At 68.7% G+C, this 14,484-nt stretch carries 12 protein-coding genes; 8 read left to right on the plus strand and 4 right to left on the minus strand.

Going from position 1 to position 14,484, the window contains the following annotated elements; translation table 11 throughout:
• The first annotated feature begins 3 nt into the window (after positions 1 to 3).
• The 5 genes from VD659_RS08665 to VD659_RS08685 all read left to right on the plus strand — a co-directional run bounded on the left by VD659_RS08665 (position 4) and on the right by VD659_RS08685 (position 5,846).
• A complete protein-coding gene (locus VD659_RS08665) occupies positions 4 to 1,320 on the plus strand; it encodes an MFS transporter (RefSeq protein WP_423260726.1) in 1,317 nt (438 codons plus the stop codon).
• Between the two features lie 216 nt (positions 1,321 to 1,536).
• Positions 1,537 to 2,835, plus strand: a complete 1,299-nt coding sequence (locus VD659_RS08670) for an RNA polymerase sigma factor (protein ID WP_423260727.1) — start codon at positions 1,537 to 1,539, stop codon at positions 2,833 to 2,835.
• A gap of 4 nt (positions 2,836 to 2,839) precedes the next feature.
• A complete protein-coding gene (locus VD659_RS08675) occupies positions 2,840 to 4,129 on the plus strand; it encodes a MurT ligase domain-containing protein (RefSeq protein WP_423260728.1) in 1,290 nt (429 codons plus the stop codon).
• Positions 4,129 to 4,884, plus strand: coding sequence for a type 1 glutamine amidotransferase (locus tag VD659_RS08680; RefSeq protein ID WP_423260729.1), 756 nt, complete (start codon positions 4,129 to 4,131; stop codon positions 4,882 to 4,884). The genes VD659_RS08675 and VD659_RS08680 overlap by 1 nt, the downstream gene beginning before the upstream one ends.
• 53 nt (positions 4,885 to 4,937) lie before the next feature.
• Entirely contained in the window at positions 4,938 to 5,846 is a 909-nt protein-coding gene (locus tag VD659_RS08685; protein ID WP_423260730.1) for a hypothetical protein, read from the plus strand.
• A 15-nt stretch (positions 5,847 to 5,861) separates the two neighbouring features.
• Here the strand turns inward: VD659_RS08685 and VD659_RS08690 are convergent, their stop codons facing one another.
• The gene (locus tag VD659_RS08690; protein ID WP_423260731.1) at positions 5,862 to 7,997 is read right to left on the minus strand and encodes a DNA gyrase/topoisomerase IV subunit B; all 2,136 of its coding nucleotides are present in this window, start codon (positions 7,995 to 7,997) and stop codon (positions 5,862 to 5,864) included.
• Positions 7,998 to 8,163: 166 nt separating this feature from the next.
• Between VD659_RS08690 and VD659_RS08695 the strand changes: the two genes are divergently transcribed.
• Positions 8,164 to 8,397, plus strand: coding sequence for a DUF7455 domain-containing protein (locus tag VD659_RS08695; protein ID WP_423260732.1), 234 nt, complete (start codon positions 8,164 to 8,166; stop codon positions 8,395 to 8,397).
• An 83-nt stretch (positions 8,398 to 8,480) separates the two neighbouring features.
• Here the strand turns inward: VD659_RS08695 and VD659_RS08700 are convergent, their stop codons facing one another.
• Positions 8,481 to 10,952 carry a DNA gyrase/topoisomerase IV subunit A gene (locus tag VD659_RS08700; RefSeq protein WP_423260733.1) on the minus strand — a complete coding sequence of 824 codons (2,472 nt, stop codon included), beginning with the start codon at positions 10,950 to 10,952 and terminating at the stop codon, positions 8,481 to 8,483.
• Positions 10,953 to 11,035: 83 nt separating this feature from the next.
• On the opposite strand from VD659_RS08700, the gene VD659_RS08705 reads away from it, so the two are divergent.
• Complete coding sequence (locus VD659_RS08705) at positions 11,036 to 12,181, plus strand: alkaline phosphatase family protein (protein ID WP_423260734.1); 1,146 nt, start codon at positions 11,036 to 11,038, stop codon at positions 12,179 to 12,181.
• 83 nt (positions 12,182 to 12,264) lie between these two features.
• Here the strand turns inward: VD659_RS08705 and sepH are convergent, their stop codons facing one another.
• A complete protein-coding gene (sepH, locus tag VD659_RS08710) occupies positions 12,265 to 13,458 on the minus strand; it encodes a septation protein SepH (RefSeq protein WP_423260735.1) in 1,194 nt (397 codons plus the stop codon).
• A 201-nt stretch (positions 13,459 to 13,659) separates the two neighbouring features.
• Between sepH and VD659_RS08715 the strand changes: the two genes are divergently transcribed.
• Entirely contained in the window at positions 13,660 to 13,953 is a 294-nt protein-coding gene (locus VD659_RS08715) for a DUF4193 domain-containing protein (RefSeq protein WP_137835821.1), read from the plus strand.
• Positions 13,954 to 13,996: 43 nt separating this feature from the next.
• Here the strand turns inward: VD659_RS08715 and VD659_RS08720 are convergent, their stop codons facing one another.
• Positions 13,997 to 14,452 carry a DUF3093 domain-containing protein gene (locus VD659_RS08720; RefSeq protein ID WP_423260736.1) on the minus strand — a complete coding sequence of 152 codons (456 nt, stop codon included), beginning with the start codon at positions 14,450 to 14,452 and terminating at the stop codon, positions 13,997 to 13,999.
• Positions 14,453 to 14,484 lie beyond the last annotated feature (32 nt).

Raw genomic sequence — 14,484 nt, forward strand, 5'->3', positions numbered from 1 at the left:
ACGGTGAACTCTCGCCGCGCCTGGATCGTCTTCGCGGTCGGTGTCTTCGCCTACATGGCGGCCGTGCTGCAACGCTCGACACTCGGCGTCGCCGGCGTCTCGGCCGCGGAGCGCTTCGACACGAGCGCGGCGCTGCTCTCGAGCCTCGCGGTGCTGCAGCTCGTGGTCTACGCCGGGCTGCAGATCCCGATCGGTCTGCTGATCGACCGGGTGGGCCCGAAGCTCCTCATCTGCTGCGGCAGTGCGGTGATGGCCGCCGGGCAGCTCGTGCTGGCCTTCGCGCCCGACATCGGCACAGCGATCGCGGGGCGTGTCCTCGTGGGCGCCGGCGATGCCGCGGTCTTCATCTCGCTCATCCGCCTGATCAACTCCTGGTTCGCGGGGCGGACCGTCCCGCTGCTCTCGCAGTGGACCGGCAACATCGGCGCCATCGGCCAGGTGCTCTCGGCGCTGCCCTTCGCCTGGGTGCTGCACAACGCAGGCTGGACCCCGGCCTTCTCCGCCGCCGCCGCCCTCTCCTTCGTGGCCTTCGTGCTCGGCGTCGTACTCCTCGCCGACCGGCCGGCCGAGGCCGCCGAACCTCCCCGGGCCGCCTCGGTGCGGGATGCGCTGCGCGGCCTCGGTCTGACCCTCCGGCGCCCGGGAACCCAGCTCGGCTTCTGGGCCCACTACACCACGCAGGCGTCGGGCACGGTGTTCGCGCTGTTCTGGGGATTCCCGTTCATGGTGTCGGCGCTCGGCTTCGACCAGGCGAAGGCCTCGCTGTTCCTCGTCGTCATCGTCGTATCGGGTCTGATCGCCGGCCCGATCCTCGGTGTGCTCACCGCACGGTTCCCGCTGCGGCGGTCGAACCTCGTGCTCTCGATCGTCGCGTTGCTCGGCGTCGTGTGGACGGCGGTGCTGCTCTGGCCCGGGGTGCCGCCGACCTGGCTCATCCTGCTTCTCGTCATCTCCCTCGGCATCGGTGGTCCGGGTTCGCTCATCGGCTTCGACTTCGCCCGCTCGTTCAACCCGATCCGCTCGCTCGGCTCGGCCAACGGCGTCGTCAACGTCGGCGGCTTCAGTGCCAGCTTCGTCACTATGTTCCTGATCGGGCTGCTGCTCGACGCCCAGTTCTCGTCGGGAATCAGCCCGGCGCTCTACGATCTCGACGCCTTCCGCCGGGCGTTCGCCGTGCAATACCTGGTGGTGGGCTTCGGAGTGGTGATGTTCCTCCTGGCGCGCCGCCGCACCCGCCGCCAGCTGGAGGAGGATGAGGGAATATCCGTGGGCCCCATCTGGGTTGCACTCTCTACAGCGTGGAAGCGCCGGGGGGCGTGACGGCGGGAACCCTAGCTTTTCCGTGCAATAATTGATAATGAAGACCCGTTCCTGTGAGGGGACGCAGCTGCTGTTCGGGCTGCGAGAATCTCCCACTTGACATGGGTCTTAGTAATGTCCAAAAACATCTTCACGCGGCGGAGATTTTCGGGATTCCGACTTGCCAGGGCTCCCGTGTTCTCCGCGATGACATCGCGTGGCATGAAAGGTGAACTCATGGCCACCCCCAAGTCCGCAGACATCCTCGACAAGGCAACGGCGCCTGACGAGGTCACGTCGGCTGCGCCCCGCCCCGCGGCGAAGCGCGCGCCGGCCAAGAAGACCGCAGCGAAGGCTGCTCCCAAGAAGGCCGCCAAGGCCACCGACGACGAGGCCGACATCGAGCCCGGAGACGAAGTCGACGACGACGCCGTCGAGGAGACGGACGACGTGGAGGTCGTGGTCGCCGACGACGACACGGATGCCGAAGCCGCCGACGGCGACGACGACGCCGACTCCGCGAAGAAGCCGGCCGCGGCCGAAGAGGCGCTGCCCAGCGGCGCCCTCGTGCTCTCGCTGGTCGACGACGAAGACGATGTGCCGGTCTACTCGAGCACCATCACGGGTGCGACCGCCGACCCGGTCAAGGACTACCTGAAGCAGATCGGAAAGGTCGCGCTGCTGAACGCGGCCGAAGAGGTCGAGCTCGCGATGCGCATCGAGGCGGGCCTGTTCGCCGAGGACAAGCTGGCGAACACCGACAACCTGAGCCCCTCCGCCAAGCGCGAGCTGCAGTGGGTGGCGAAAGACGGCCAGCGCGCCAAGAGCCACCTGCTCGGCGCCAACCTCCGTCTGGTCGTCTCGCTGGCCAAGCGTTACACGGGCCGTGGAATGCAGTTCCTCGACCTGATCCAGGAGGGCAACCTGGGCCTGATCCGTGCGGTCGAGAAGTTCGACTACACCAAGGGCTTCAAGTTCTCCACCTACGCCACCTGGTGGATCCGTCAGGCCATCACCCGCGCCATGGCCGACCAGGCGCGCACCATCCGCATCCCGGTGCACATGGTGGAGGTCATCAACAAGCTGGCCCGCGTCCAGCGCCAGATGCTGCAGGACCTGGGTCGCGAGCCCACGCCCGAGGAGCTCAGCCGCGAGCTCGACATGACGCCCGAGAAGGTCGTCGAGGTGCAGAAGTACGGCCGCGAGCCGATCTCGCTGCACACGCCCCTGGGCGAGGACGGCGACAGCGAGTTCGGTGACCTGATCGAGGACACCGAGGCCGTCGTCCCGGCCGACGCGGTGGGCTTCACGATGCTGCAGAAGCAGCTGGAGTCGCTGCTCGACTCGCTCTCCGAGCGCGAGGCCGGCGTCATCCGGATGCGCTTCGGGCTCGGCGACGGCATGCCGAAGACCCTCGACCAGATCGGCGACACCTTCGGCGTGACGCGCGAGCGCATCCGCCAGATCGAGTCGAAGACCATGGCGAAGCTTCGCCACCCGTCCCGCTCGCAGTCGCTGCGCGACTACCTCGAGTAGGCCGATGGGCCTCCGCACCACGGCCGCCGTCCTCGTCGGGCGGGCCGTCCGGGTCGCCGCGCGCCTGCGCGGCGGCGGCTCGGCGATCCCCGGCAACATCGCCCTGAAGATCGACCCCGGGTTCCTCGAACGCACCATCGCGAGCATCCCGAACGGTGTCGTGGCGGTGTCCGGCTCGAACGGCAAGTCGACCACCACGAACATGCTCGCCGCCATCATGCGGCGGCACGGACTGAAGGTGTTCACCAACCCCTCGGGCGGCAATCTCCCGCAGGGCATCGCCTCGGCGCTGCTCTCCGAAGTCTCCGCGAGCGGCCGGCTCGACGCCGACATCGCGATCCTCGAGGTCGACGAGGGCTACGGAACCCGGCTCGCCGAATTGCTGAAGCCCCGCACGGTGCTGTTGCTGAACATCCAGATCGACCAGCTCAACCGCTATCACGAGCCGGATCGCGTCGCCGCGATGCTCGGCCGGGTCGCGGCCTCGGCCACCGAGGGTCTCGTGCTCAACCGCGAGGACAACTTCCTCGTCGACCTCGACACGCGCATCCCGGCCCGGCCGAACCGCGAGGTGTCCTTCTTCGGCGGCACCCCCGAGCTCGTGGCGGGCGCGAGCCACGGGGTGGCGTCGGCCGACCGCTTCGGCGAGACGACCGTGGCTCCCGGCAGCCGGCCGGCGGCGGTGGAGGTCGTCGCCCTGCACGGCACGCGCGCGACGCTCGCGATCGGCGACTCCACCATCGAGGTGCGGCTGCCGGCCCGGGGCATGCACTACGCCCTGGATGCGGCGGGCGCCACGGCCACCGCGCAGAACGTGCTCGGCCCGCTGTTCCGCCCGCAGTTCGTGGTGGAGGCGCTGGACTCGCTCGAGACCGTCTACGGCCGCGGCGAGCTGCTGGAGGTGGAGGGCGAGCAGATCGAGATCATCATGATGAAGAACCCCGCATCCCTGCAGCTGAACCTCGACTCGCTCGAGAGCGCGCCGGAGCAGGTCTTCCTCGCCGTCGACGAGGGCACTCCCGATCCGTCCTGGATCTACGACATCGACTTCTCAGCACTCGACCACGTCGGCGGCATCACCGGGTCGAAGGCCTGGCAGTTCGCTGTGCGCCTCGGCTACCTGGGCATCCCGGTCGGCGAGGTCGACCTCGACGTGCGCCGGGCGCTGAAGTCGTTCCTGGCGCGGCCCGCACCCGCCACCGGCCACAAGGTGATGATCTTGAACTACGAGCAGATGATGCTGATCCGCAAGATCCTGGGTTTCAAGGAGCTCGAGGGCGGGGGAGCGGCCTGATGACGAACGAGGGCGCCCTGCGCATCCTGCACCTGTTCCCGCGCCTGCTGGGCTTGAACGGCGAGAGCGGCAACGTCGACATCCTGCGCCGGCGAGCCGAGTGGCGCGGCCTCCCCGTCGAGGTGACCACCTACGACGAGGGCGCGCCGCTCGGGTTCGACGACGCCGACCTCGTGTTCATCGGCAGCGGGCCGGTCTCGGCCGAACTGCTCGCGCATCCGCTCGTCATCGCGGTGGCGCCGGAGCTCCGGGCGCTGGCCGCCGACGGTCGCCCCTTCCTCGCCGTCGGAGCCGGATTCCAGCTCCTGGGTGAGAAGGTCGTGCTCGAGAGCGGAGAGGCGCTCGAGGGCGCCGGCGTCTTCCCGGTGGTCACCCGGCACGGCGGCACGCGCGTGGTGGGCGACTTCGTGGTGGAGTCGCCGCGACTCGGCACCGTCGTGGGCTTCGAGAACCGCGGTTCGTTCGTGGACGTCGGCCCCCACAGCACCCTCGGTCGCGTGGTCTACGGGCGCGGCAACACCGAGACGCCGGGTGAGGAGGGCTTCTGGGAGGGCGATCTGCTCGGCACCCACATGCACGGGCCGATCCTCGCGAACAACCCCGCCCTCGCCGACGTCCTGCTCGACAGCGCGCGCGCACGCCGCGGCCTCGACTACGCCGAGCCGACTCCCGAAGCGGCCGAGGCCCTGCGCACCATCGACGAGCGCGCCCGCCAGGCCCGCGCCACCATCGCGGCAGCCCCCCTCAGCGAGTAGATACCCGATCTGGAGTACTTCTTGCTCAGTTCTGCATTTGTAGACTGAGCTGCGTGGCGGAGATGACACGAAACCAAGCGCAAGGTCAGATGGCTGAGAACGAAGCCACGGGCCATCTGATGCGGCTTGGATTCAGCCTCAATAGTCTGACCGGGTCTGATTTCGGATGGGATCTCCATGGTCAGATGCCGGAGACTCCGCTGGTGCTGACGGGAATGTCAGCATTGACTGCCGCCTCGTGGGAGCTCTCTGCGAGAGCCGTTCACGTGCAGGTGAAGAGTATGCGCGCCGCCCGCTATCCCCAGCTCGACCGACGCACGGTTTCCGCCTGGCTCCAGGCGAGCCTGATGGGGAGCCCGACGTTCGTGATGATCGTCAGAGCGAATGTCCGAGATACCGCGGAGCGTCACCGTTTCATGACTCCTGGGGATCTTGACCGCTGGTTGCGACGGGTGCGCGACCTGCGGCCGCCACGCCAGAGGATCACGCGAGATGAGACACGACTCCTCGACACGTCTCAGCTTCCATTGGTCTTGGATCTCTGGGGCAGATTCCCCTTGCTCATGCATCTGGTGGCAGACCGGCTTCCGATCGGGGCACAGAATCGCCGCGAGGATGTCGAGGATGCGATCACCTACCTGATCGCCGAGTTCGCGCACAGCTATCTTGCGAGGTTCTACCCGCATTCGGGGGCCGACACGTATCGCCTCACGAGCGTCTACGATTCGATCTCGAGCGCCTTCTACGCGGGTGCGGGTGATAGCTGGAGCTGGCCGGACGAGTCCACACGAGTGGTCCACGCCGGTGACCTCTTGGTGAACACACGGAATGGTGGAAACGAATGGACCGATCCGGCAATCCCGCTGCATGCTCTCACCGCATCCGCCGATGAAGCACCTGCCTTGGACGACGTCCGAGGGGCCGCGGAGATCCTGGGACGCTACGTCACGCTGGGCCAGTAGCGGCTCGCGGCAGGGTCACACGTCGATGCGGTCGCGCGAGAGCTTGTCGGAGCCCTGGATGATGAACTCCTTGCGCGGCGGCACCTCGTCGCCCATCAGGAGTTCGAACATCTTCTCGGCGATGGCCGCGTCGGCCACACCCACCCGGCGGAGAGTGCGGTAGCGCTTGTCCATCGTCGTGGACGCGAGCTGGTCGGCATCCATCTCGCCGAGGCCCTTGTAGCGCTGGATCGGGTCCTGGTACTTGCGGCCCGACTTCTTGAGACCGGCCAGCACGCCCTGCAGCTCGGCCTCGGAGTAGGTGTAGACGGTCTCGTTGGGCTTCGAGCCGGGGTTGATCGCCACCACGCGGTGCAGCGGAGGCACGGCGGCGTAGACCCGGCCGTCCTCGATCAGCGGTCGCATGTAGCGGAAGAACAGGGTGAGCAAGAGGGTGCGGATGTGCGCGCCGTCGACATCCGCGTCGCTCATCAGGATGATCTTGCCGTAGCGGGCCGCGGAGAGGTCGAAGGAGCGCCCGGATCCGGCCCCGATCACCTGGATGATGGAGGCGCACTCGGCGTTCGAGAGCATGTCGGCCACCGAGGCCTTCTGCACGTTGAGGATCTTGCCGCGGATGGGCAGCAGCGCCTGGAACTCGCTGTTGCGGGCGAGCTTCGCCGTGCCGAGGGCCGAGTCGCCCTCCACGATGAAGAGTTCGCTGTTGGTGACGTCGGAGCTGCGGCAGTCGACGAGCTTCGCGGGGAGGGATGACGACTCCAGCGCGTTCTTGCGGCGCTGCGTCTCTTTGTGCGCCCGCGCCGAGATACGCGACTTCATCTCGGCCACCACCTTGTCGAGCACGAGCGAGGACTGCGCCTTGTCGTCGCGCTTGGTCGACGAGAAGCGCTCGGCGAGGCCCTTGGTGAGCACGGTCGACACGATGTTGCGCACGGCCGGGGTGCCGAGCACCTCTTTCGTCTGCCCCTCGAACTGCGGCTCGGGCAAGCGCACGGTGAGCACGGCGGTGAGGCCGGCGAGCACGTCTTCTTTGTCGAGCTTGTCGTTGCCCACCTTCAGGCGGCGGGCGTTGGCCTCCACGGTGGTGCGCAGGAAGCGCAGCAGCCCGGCCTCGAAGCCGGCCTGGTGGGTGCCGCCCTTCGGGGTGGAGATGATGTTCACGAAGCTGCGGAAGGTGGTGTCGTAGCCGATGCCCCAGCGCATCGCGAGGTCGACGGTGCACTCGCGCGTGAGCTCGGTGGGGAGCATGGCACCCGACTCCGAGAGCACCGGGACGGTCTCGGTGAAGCTGCCGGTTCCGGTGATGCGCCAGATGTCGGTGAGCGGGGCATCGGGGGAGAGGTGTTCGACGAACTCGGAGATGCCGCCCTCGAACTGGAAGGACTCGGCCCGGGGTTCCTCTCCGCGCTCGTCGTCGATCGCGATGCGGAGGCCGGGCACGAGGAAGGCCGTCTGCCGGGCACGCACGAGGAGGTCGTCGGTCTGGAACTCGGCGCCCTTGGTGAAGATCTGCCGGTCGGCCCAGTAGCGCACCCGGGTGCCCGTGACACCCTTGGCGACCTTGCCGACCACCCGCAGCTCGCTCTTCTTCTCGAACGGCGTGAACGGCGCATCTGGGCTCGGCTCGCCCTTCACCGGGTCGGCGAAGACGCCGGGCTCACCCCGGTGGAACGACATGGCCCAAGTCTTGCCGTCGCGGTCGACCTCGACGTCGAGCCGCTCCGAGAGGGCGTTGACGACGGAGGCGCCGACACCGTGCAGACCACCGGATGCCGCATACGAGCCCGAGCCGAACTTTCCGCCGGCGTGCAGCTTGGTGAACACGACCTCGACGCCCGAGAGACCCGTCTTCGGCTCGATGTCGACCGGGATGCCGCGCGCGGTGTCGCGCACCTCCACGCTGCCGTCGGAGTGCAGGCGGATGTCGATGCTCGTTCCGAACCCGCCGAGCGCCTCGTCGACGGAGTTGTCGATGATCTCCCAGAGGCAGTGCATGAGACCGCGTGAGTCGGTGGAGCCGATGTACATGCCGGGGCGCTTGCGCACCGCCTCGAGGCCCTCGAGAACGGACAGGTGCCGGGCAGAGTAGTCGGACGGTGAGGCCACCGGGTCTCCTTCGGGGTAGGACTGCGGAACGGCGAGGCGTTCCAACCACCAAGGCTAACCGCCGCCGGCGACACCGCCCGGCCACGACACAGCGCCCGTATTCCCACTACGCGTACAGCGAAACACAGGTGATTGACGCATGGCCGTTACAGAAGAGTGCTTGGATGTGACTACCAGCCCGTCACCGTTCGAGTCGCTTAAGGAGCAGAAGATGCAGTCAGTTGCAGCGGAGAACAGCACTGTTTCCGATCTGGAGAACGTCTATCAGCTCACCGCGGCCGACCGCTGTGACAGCTGCGGAGCCCAGGCCTACATCCGGGTCGACATGCCCTCGGGTGGTGAACTCCTCTTCTGCGCCCACCACGGCCGCAAGTACCAGGAGAAGCTCTCCCAGGTGGCCACCGGATGGCACGACGAGTCGGCCAAGCTGAACGACCGCCCGTAGGCCCACCCGATCCAGACCACAGAAGGCCCGCCCCGCGAGAGATCGCGGGGCGGGCCTTCTTCGTCCGTTCGTGGACCGATACCTCAGCTGCGGGCCGACCCGATCGACCCGATGAGGGCGGCGAGGGGAGTGCCGGAGGCGTCGCGCTTGGCTCCGACCTCCGGGAGCACCCGGGCGGCGCCGTCGGGACCCACGGCGAGCGCCGGCGCCGCGCCGGCCCAGGCCACCGTCAGCACGTCTTCGCCCTTGAGGAAGCGGTGCGCGCGCACGCCGCCGGTGGCGCGGCCCTTGGGCGGGAACTCGGTGAAGTCGGAGACCTTGCCGGCTCCCGCATCCGTTCCCGCGAGCGTGGAGGTGCTGCCCGAGACGGTCACCACCACGGCATCGCCCGAGTCGGGAACGGAGCCGAACCAGATGACGGAGGCGCCCGCGCCGAGGTTGATGCCGGCCATCCCGCCCGCCGCCACGCCCTGCGGCCGCACGCTCGCCTGGAAGAAGCGCAGCAGCTGGGCGTCCGAGGTGATGAACACGAGCTCGTCGTCCTCGGAGTGCTGGGCCACGCCCACCACGGCGTCGCCGGGCTTCAGCGCGATGACCTCGAAGTCGGGCTTGGCCGGGTAGGCGCCGGCGGCCACGCGCTTCACCACGCCCTGTCTCGTGCCGATCGCGATCGGCACCTCGGAGCTCAGGGAGACGAGCCCCACCACGTGCTCGCGCTTGCCGTCGAGCGCGAGGTAATCGCCGACCTTCACTCCGGCGGCCAGCTGAACCGAGTTCACCGGCACGGCCGGCAGATCCATCACGGGCATCCGGATGAGGCGACCGGTGTCGGTCACCGCGCCGACCTCGCCGCGTCGAGTGGTCTCGACCTCGCTGCGCAGGGCGTCGTGCTTGCTGCGGCGCACGTTCACGGCGGGGCCGTCGGCCTCCTCGTCTCCCTCGCGGTCGACCCGCACGACGCGGCCCGTCGTGCTGAGGTAGACCGTGCAGGGCACGTCGGCCACCTCGAGCACGGGCTGCGCCCGCTTCGAGGCCGTGGCGAGAGCGGGCCGAGCCTCGGTGAGCAGCGTCCGCCGCGGTGTGCCGAACTTCTCGGCCATCTCCTCGAGCTCGTCGGAGACCGTCTTGCGCAGCAGGGCCGGGCTCGCGAGCAGCTGTTCGAGGAAGGCGATCTCCTCGCGCAGCTTGTCGCGCTCGGCCTCGAGCTCGATGCGCGAGAAGCGCGTGAGCCGGCGCAGGCGCAGCTCGAGGATGTAGTCGGCCTGCAGAACGCTCAGCTCGAACACCTCGATCAGACGGGTGCGGGCGGCATCCGTGTCGTCGCTCGTGCGGATGACCTGGATCACCTCGTCGATGTCGAGGATGGCGATCAGGAGGCCTTCGACCAGGTGCAACCGCTCACGCCGCCGGTCGAGGCGGTAGCGGGTGCGCCGGGTCACCACGTCGATGCGGTGGTTGACATAGACGACGAGCAGGTCGCGGAGGCCGAGAGTCAGCGGGCCTCCGTCGACGAGCGCGACGTTGTTGATGCTGAAGTTGTCTTCGAGCGGGGTGAGCTTGTAGAGCTGCTCGAGCACCGCATCCGGGTTGAATCCGGTCTTGATGCCGATGACCAGGCGCAGCCCGTTGGTGCGGTCGGTGAGGTCGGTGACGTCGCTGATGCCCTGGATCTTCTTCGAGGTCACGCCGTCCTTGATCTTGGCGATCACCTTCTCGGGGCCGACGAGGTAGGGCAGCTCGGTCACCACGAGCCCGGTCTTGCGTGCGCTGAGGTTCTCGACGGTCACCTTGGCGCGGGTCTTGAAGGCGCCGCGGCCGCTCTCATAGGCGTCGCGCACACCGGCGAGGCCCACGATGGTGCCGCCGCCCGGCAGATCGGGGCCGGGGATGAACGACATCAGGTCGTCGAGCGTGGCGTCGGGGTGCTCGATCAGGTATCGCGCACCGGCCACGACCTCGATGAGGTTGTGCGGCGCCATGTTCGTGGCCATGCCCACCGCGATGCCGCTCGCGCCGTTCACCAGCAGGTTCGGGATGGCGGCGGGCAGCACGTCGGGCTGGGTGAGCTGGTTGTCGTAGTTGGGCACGAAGTCCACGACGTCCTCGTCGAGCCCCTCCACCATGGCCATCGCCACCGCGTCGAGGCGGGCCTCGGTGTAGCGCGGCGCCGCGGGGCCGTCGTCGAGAGACCCGAAGTTGCCGTGTCCGTCGATGAGCGGAACGCGCATGGTCCACGACTGGGCGAGCCGCACGAGGGCGTCGTAGATCGCGGTGTCGCCGTGCGGATGCAGCTTGCCCATCACTTCGCCCACCACGCGGGCGCTCTTCACGTGCCCGCGATCGGGGCGCAGGCCCATCTCGCTCATCATGTAGAGGATGCGCCGCTGCACCGGCTTCATGCCGTCGCGCGCATCCGGCAGGGCCCGGGAGTATATGACGGAGTAGGCGTACTCGAGGAACGAGTCCTGCATCTCCGTGGAGACGTCGACATCGAGGATCTTCTCGACGCTCGTTCCGCCGGCGCCTGCAGAGGGATCGTTCGTGGCTGCTGTCATTCCTGTTTTTCTCGAGCGTGCCCCCATCCGGAGCCGACTGGGCGGCGGGTGGGAGCGGAGGGTCGTGTGCCAGACTTGGCCGAATGTCCACCATGCTACCGACGAGGCAGCCCGACGAGCTGACGCTCGCCGACGTGTTGCCGAGTTGCGTGCGCTCCCTCGACGGCGAACCGAACCGGCTCGAGCTGCCCCCGGCGGAGCGCGTCGTGGTGGTTCTCGTCGACGGGCTCGGCGCTGCCGCCCTGCGCGCGCGTGCCGGCCACGCCCGGATGCTCAGCACCGCCATGACGAAGCGCTCGACCCTCGCGAGCGGCTTCCCCACCACCACGGCTGCGGCACTCGCGAGCCTCACGACCGGCGGCACCCCCGGTGAGCACGGCATCGTGGGCTACACCGCCCTCGTGCCGGCCGCAGGCGCCGTGCTGAACCAGCTCTCCGGCTGGTCCGAGCAGATGGACCCGGCCACCTGGCAGCGCCTCCCCACGGTCTTCGAGGGGCTGCGGGACGCGGGCATCCCGTCGAACACGATCGGCCCCGCGAAGTACGCCGACTCCGGTCTCACCCACGCGATCCTCCGTGGCGCCGACTACGTCGTCGCCGGGACGGTCGCCGAGCGCTTCGCCGCCGCGCGTCGGCTGTTCGACGAAGGGGGGCGCCGGCTCGTCTACCTCTATGTTCCCGAGCTCGATCAGCTCGCGCACGCCAAGGGCTGGGAGTCTGGCCGCTGGCTCGCCGCGCTCGAGACGCTCGACGCCGAGTACGGGCGGTTCGCCGGCTCGCTCCGCGCCGCCGAGGGACTGCTGCTCACGGCCGACCACGGTGTCGTTGATGTGCCGGCGACCGGACACGTGCTCTTCGGCGGCGTGCCGGAGCTCGTGGCGGGGGTCGTGCACGTGGGCGGCGATCCGCGCTGCCTGCAGCTCTACCTGGGCGGGGGCGCGACTCCGGATGCCCGGGGCCGGCTGGCGGAGGCCTGGCGCCGGAGCGAGGGAGGGCGCGCCTGGATCGCGACCCGCGAGGAGGCGATCGCCGCCGGGTGGTTCGGCGCGGTCGACCCCGAGGTGGAGCCCCGGATCGGCGACGTGATCGTGGCCGCCCGCAAGCTGGTGGCCTACTACGACGGCCGCGGCGACGACAAGACCGGGCAGTCGATGGTGGGCCAGCACGGCTCGATGACGCCCGAGGAGACCATCGTGCCCCTCATCCGCGCGGGAGCGTTCGCCCGCTAACTAAAGCTCCTCGCGAGTCGCCAAAAAACGCCCCATCCGAGTGGACTTGGGGCGTTTTTTGGCGACTCGCGAGGAGGCCGGGCTCAGGCCGGGTCGTCGTCGGTGCGCGCACCGAAGACGATCTCGTCCCAGCTCGGCATCGCGGCGCGCTGTCGCTTGGCGGAGGAGGGCTTCGCCGATGCGGGAGCGGGCGACGACGAGGCGGGGGGCACGGCGGGCGCCGGACGTGCGGGTTCGTCGGTGTCGAGGCCGAGGAGCCCGAAGCCGTCGAGTGGCACCTCCACCGGGGTGTCGGCCGGCTCGGCGGTGTGCGGCTGCAGCGGCCGCGGGCCACCGAAGGCGCTCGGCTCCTCGGCGGCGGCCGGTTCGAACGCCGCCGCCTCCCGCTCGCCGCGGCGGCGCCTCAGCGCCTCGAGGAGGTCGGCGGTCTGGTTGTGATCGGCCGTGTCGGCGTCGTCGGGGGTGCGCTTGATGTTGAAGGCGTCGAAGGGACGTGTGGTCTCCTTCGGCGCGCGTGCGGCCGGAGCGGCCACGGGGACGGCCGGGGTCTCGGCCGCCGACTCGTCGTCGGGACCGGCGGGGAGCCGCACGGGCTCGCTGGGCAGCGCATCCGGAGCCGGAACCCGCTCGAGCGGGGAGAAGGCGCCGCTGTCGAAGCGGGTGTCCTCCTCGGTGCGGGTCGACACCGCCCGGAGCCGGGGGATGAGGCCCTCGGTGAGCTCGCCGTTGCGGGAGAGCGTGGTGGCCTCGTTGTTCAGCGGGGTGAGGACGTGGCGCTTGGGGTCGAACTGCCAGCGGGCGTCGTGATCGATCTCGCGCGAGGTGAAGGTGAGCTTCACGATCCAGCCGGTCTCGTCCTTCCAGCTCGCCCAGCGCACGTCGGCGGCCGCGAGGCTCTCGAGGCGCTCCTCGATGGCGTCGCCGAAGGTCGACAGCTGCTCCTCGCCGAGAGGATCGGCCGGCGTGGTGGGCTGCACGGCGACCCGCAGGGCGGACTCCACGATGAACTGCCGCTCGGCCACCACCGGCCCCTCGAAGCGCTCGATGTATTCGACGGCCGCGCCGGTCAGCTCGGCGACCTCGAAGGCGGAGAGCCCGGCGCGGATGTGGGTCTGGATCTCGCGCGGCGAGACCTTCTTTCCGCTCTGCGCGGACGCGATGCCCTGGCGGAGCCGGGACTGGAGGAGTTCGTCGATGACGATGCGAAAGCGTTCGCCATCATCGCTCGAGACGACCAACGCCCCGTTCTCGACTCCGATTACCGTCAAATCCTGCATGGTGAAAGGCCTCCAGAGGTCACTGTTCGAAGACAGGATGCCACGCCGGGCCCCGGTATCCCGGGAATGTTCGTGGCGTGCCGCAAGTTGAGGGCGGCATGAGTATTCATTGCTCATTCGACGGTTTGCTATTCCGTGAGGATTGATGCAAACTAACGCCGCCGATTTCGTTAATGGGCTGTATTCAAGAAGTGGATGGGCATGGCGACTGATTACGACGCACCGCGTAAGACCGATGACGACTCGGATTCGATCGAAGCGCTGAAGGAGCGAGTTCCGGACAAGATGTCCGGCGTCGTAGATGTCGATGACGCCGACAACCCGGGTGGTTTCGAACTGCCCGGAGCCGACCTCTCGGATCTCGATCTGGATGTCGTCGTCCTGCCTCCGCAGGCCGACGAATTCACCTGCATCAGCTGCTTCCTCGTGAAGCACCGTTCGCAGATCGATCACCAGGAGAAGCTCGGCGCCATCTGCGTGGAGTGCGCCTCGTAGAGGAGCGTCCGCGCGGAGGGCGCGCCGCGGGCCGATCGAGAGATCAGGCTCCGCGGGAGGCCGTCACCGCATCGATGAAATCGCCGGGACGCCGGGTCGACACCAGCCAGTAGGGTGCCGGATCCAGCGGATCGGCGATTTGCATCTTCACCACCGGCTTGATCCAGCCGCGGATGCACAACCAGGCCCGCATGTCCATCTGCGGTCCCCGCTGGGCCCGCGCCTCCTCGCCCGTGTAGGCGGTGCACTCTCCGACCAGCTCGGCCGGGATGCGCGCGGGTCCGACGCGCACCTGGCCCGGGGTGACCTCGATCAGCGGTGCACTGATGACGAGCGTCCCGACCACGCCGAGGTAGAGCACGATGCCCAGGATGCTGCCGATCAGCACGCCGTCGACGGTCGGCAGCGGGGCGAGCACGATGATGCTCGCCGGAATCAGCAGGGCGGTGGACACGAAGACCCAGAGGGCAGGAGTGAGTCTCTCCCGGTAGTGCAGCATGTCTCTATTCGATCATTCTTTCTGCACTACCC

The organism is Herbiconiux sp. 11R-BC (assembly GCF_049472555.1).
Taxonomy (GTDB): Bacteria; Actinomycetota; Actinomycetes; order Actinomycetales; family Microbacteriaceae; genus Herbiconiux.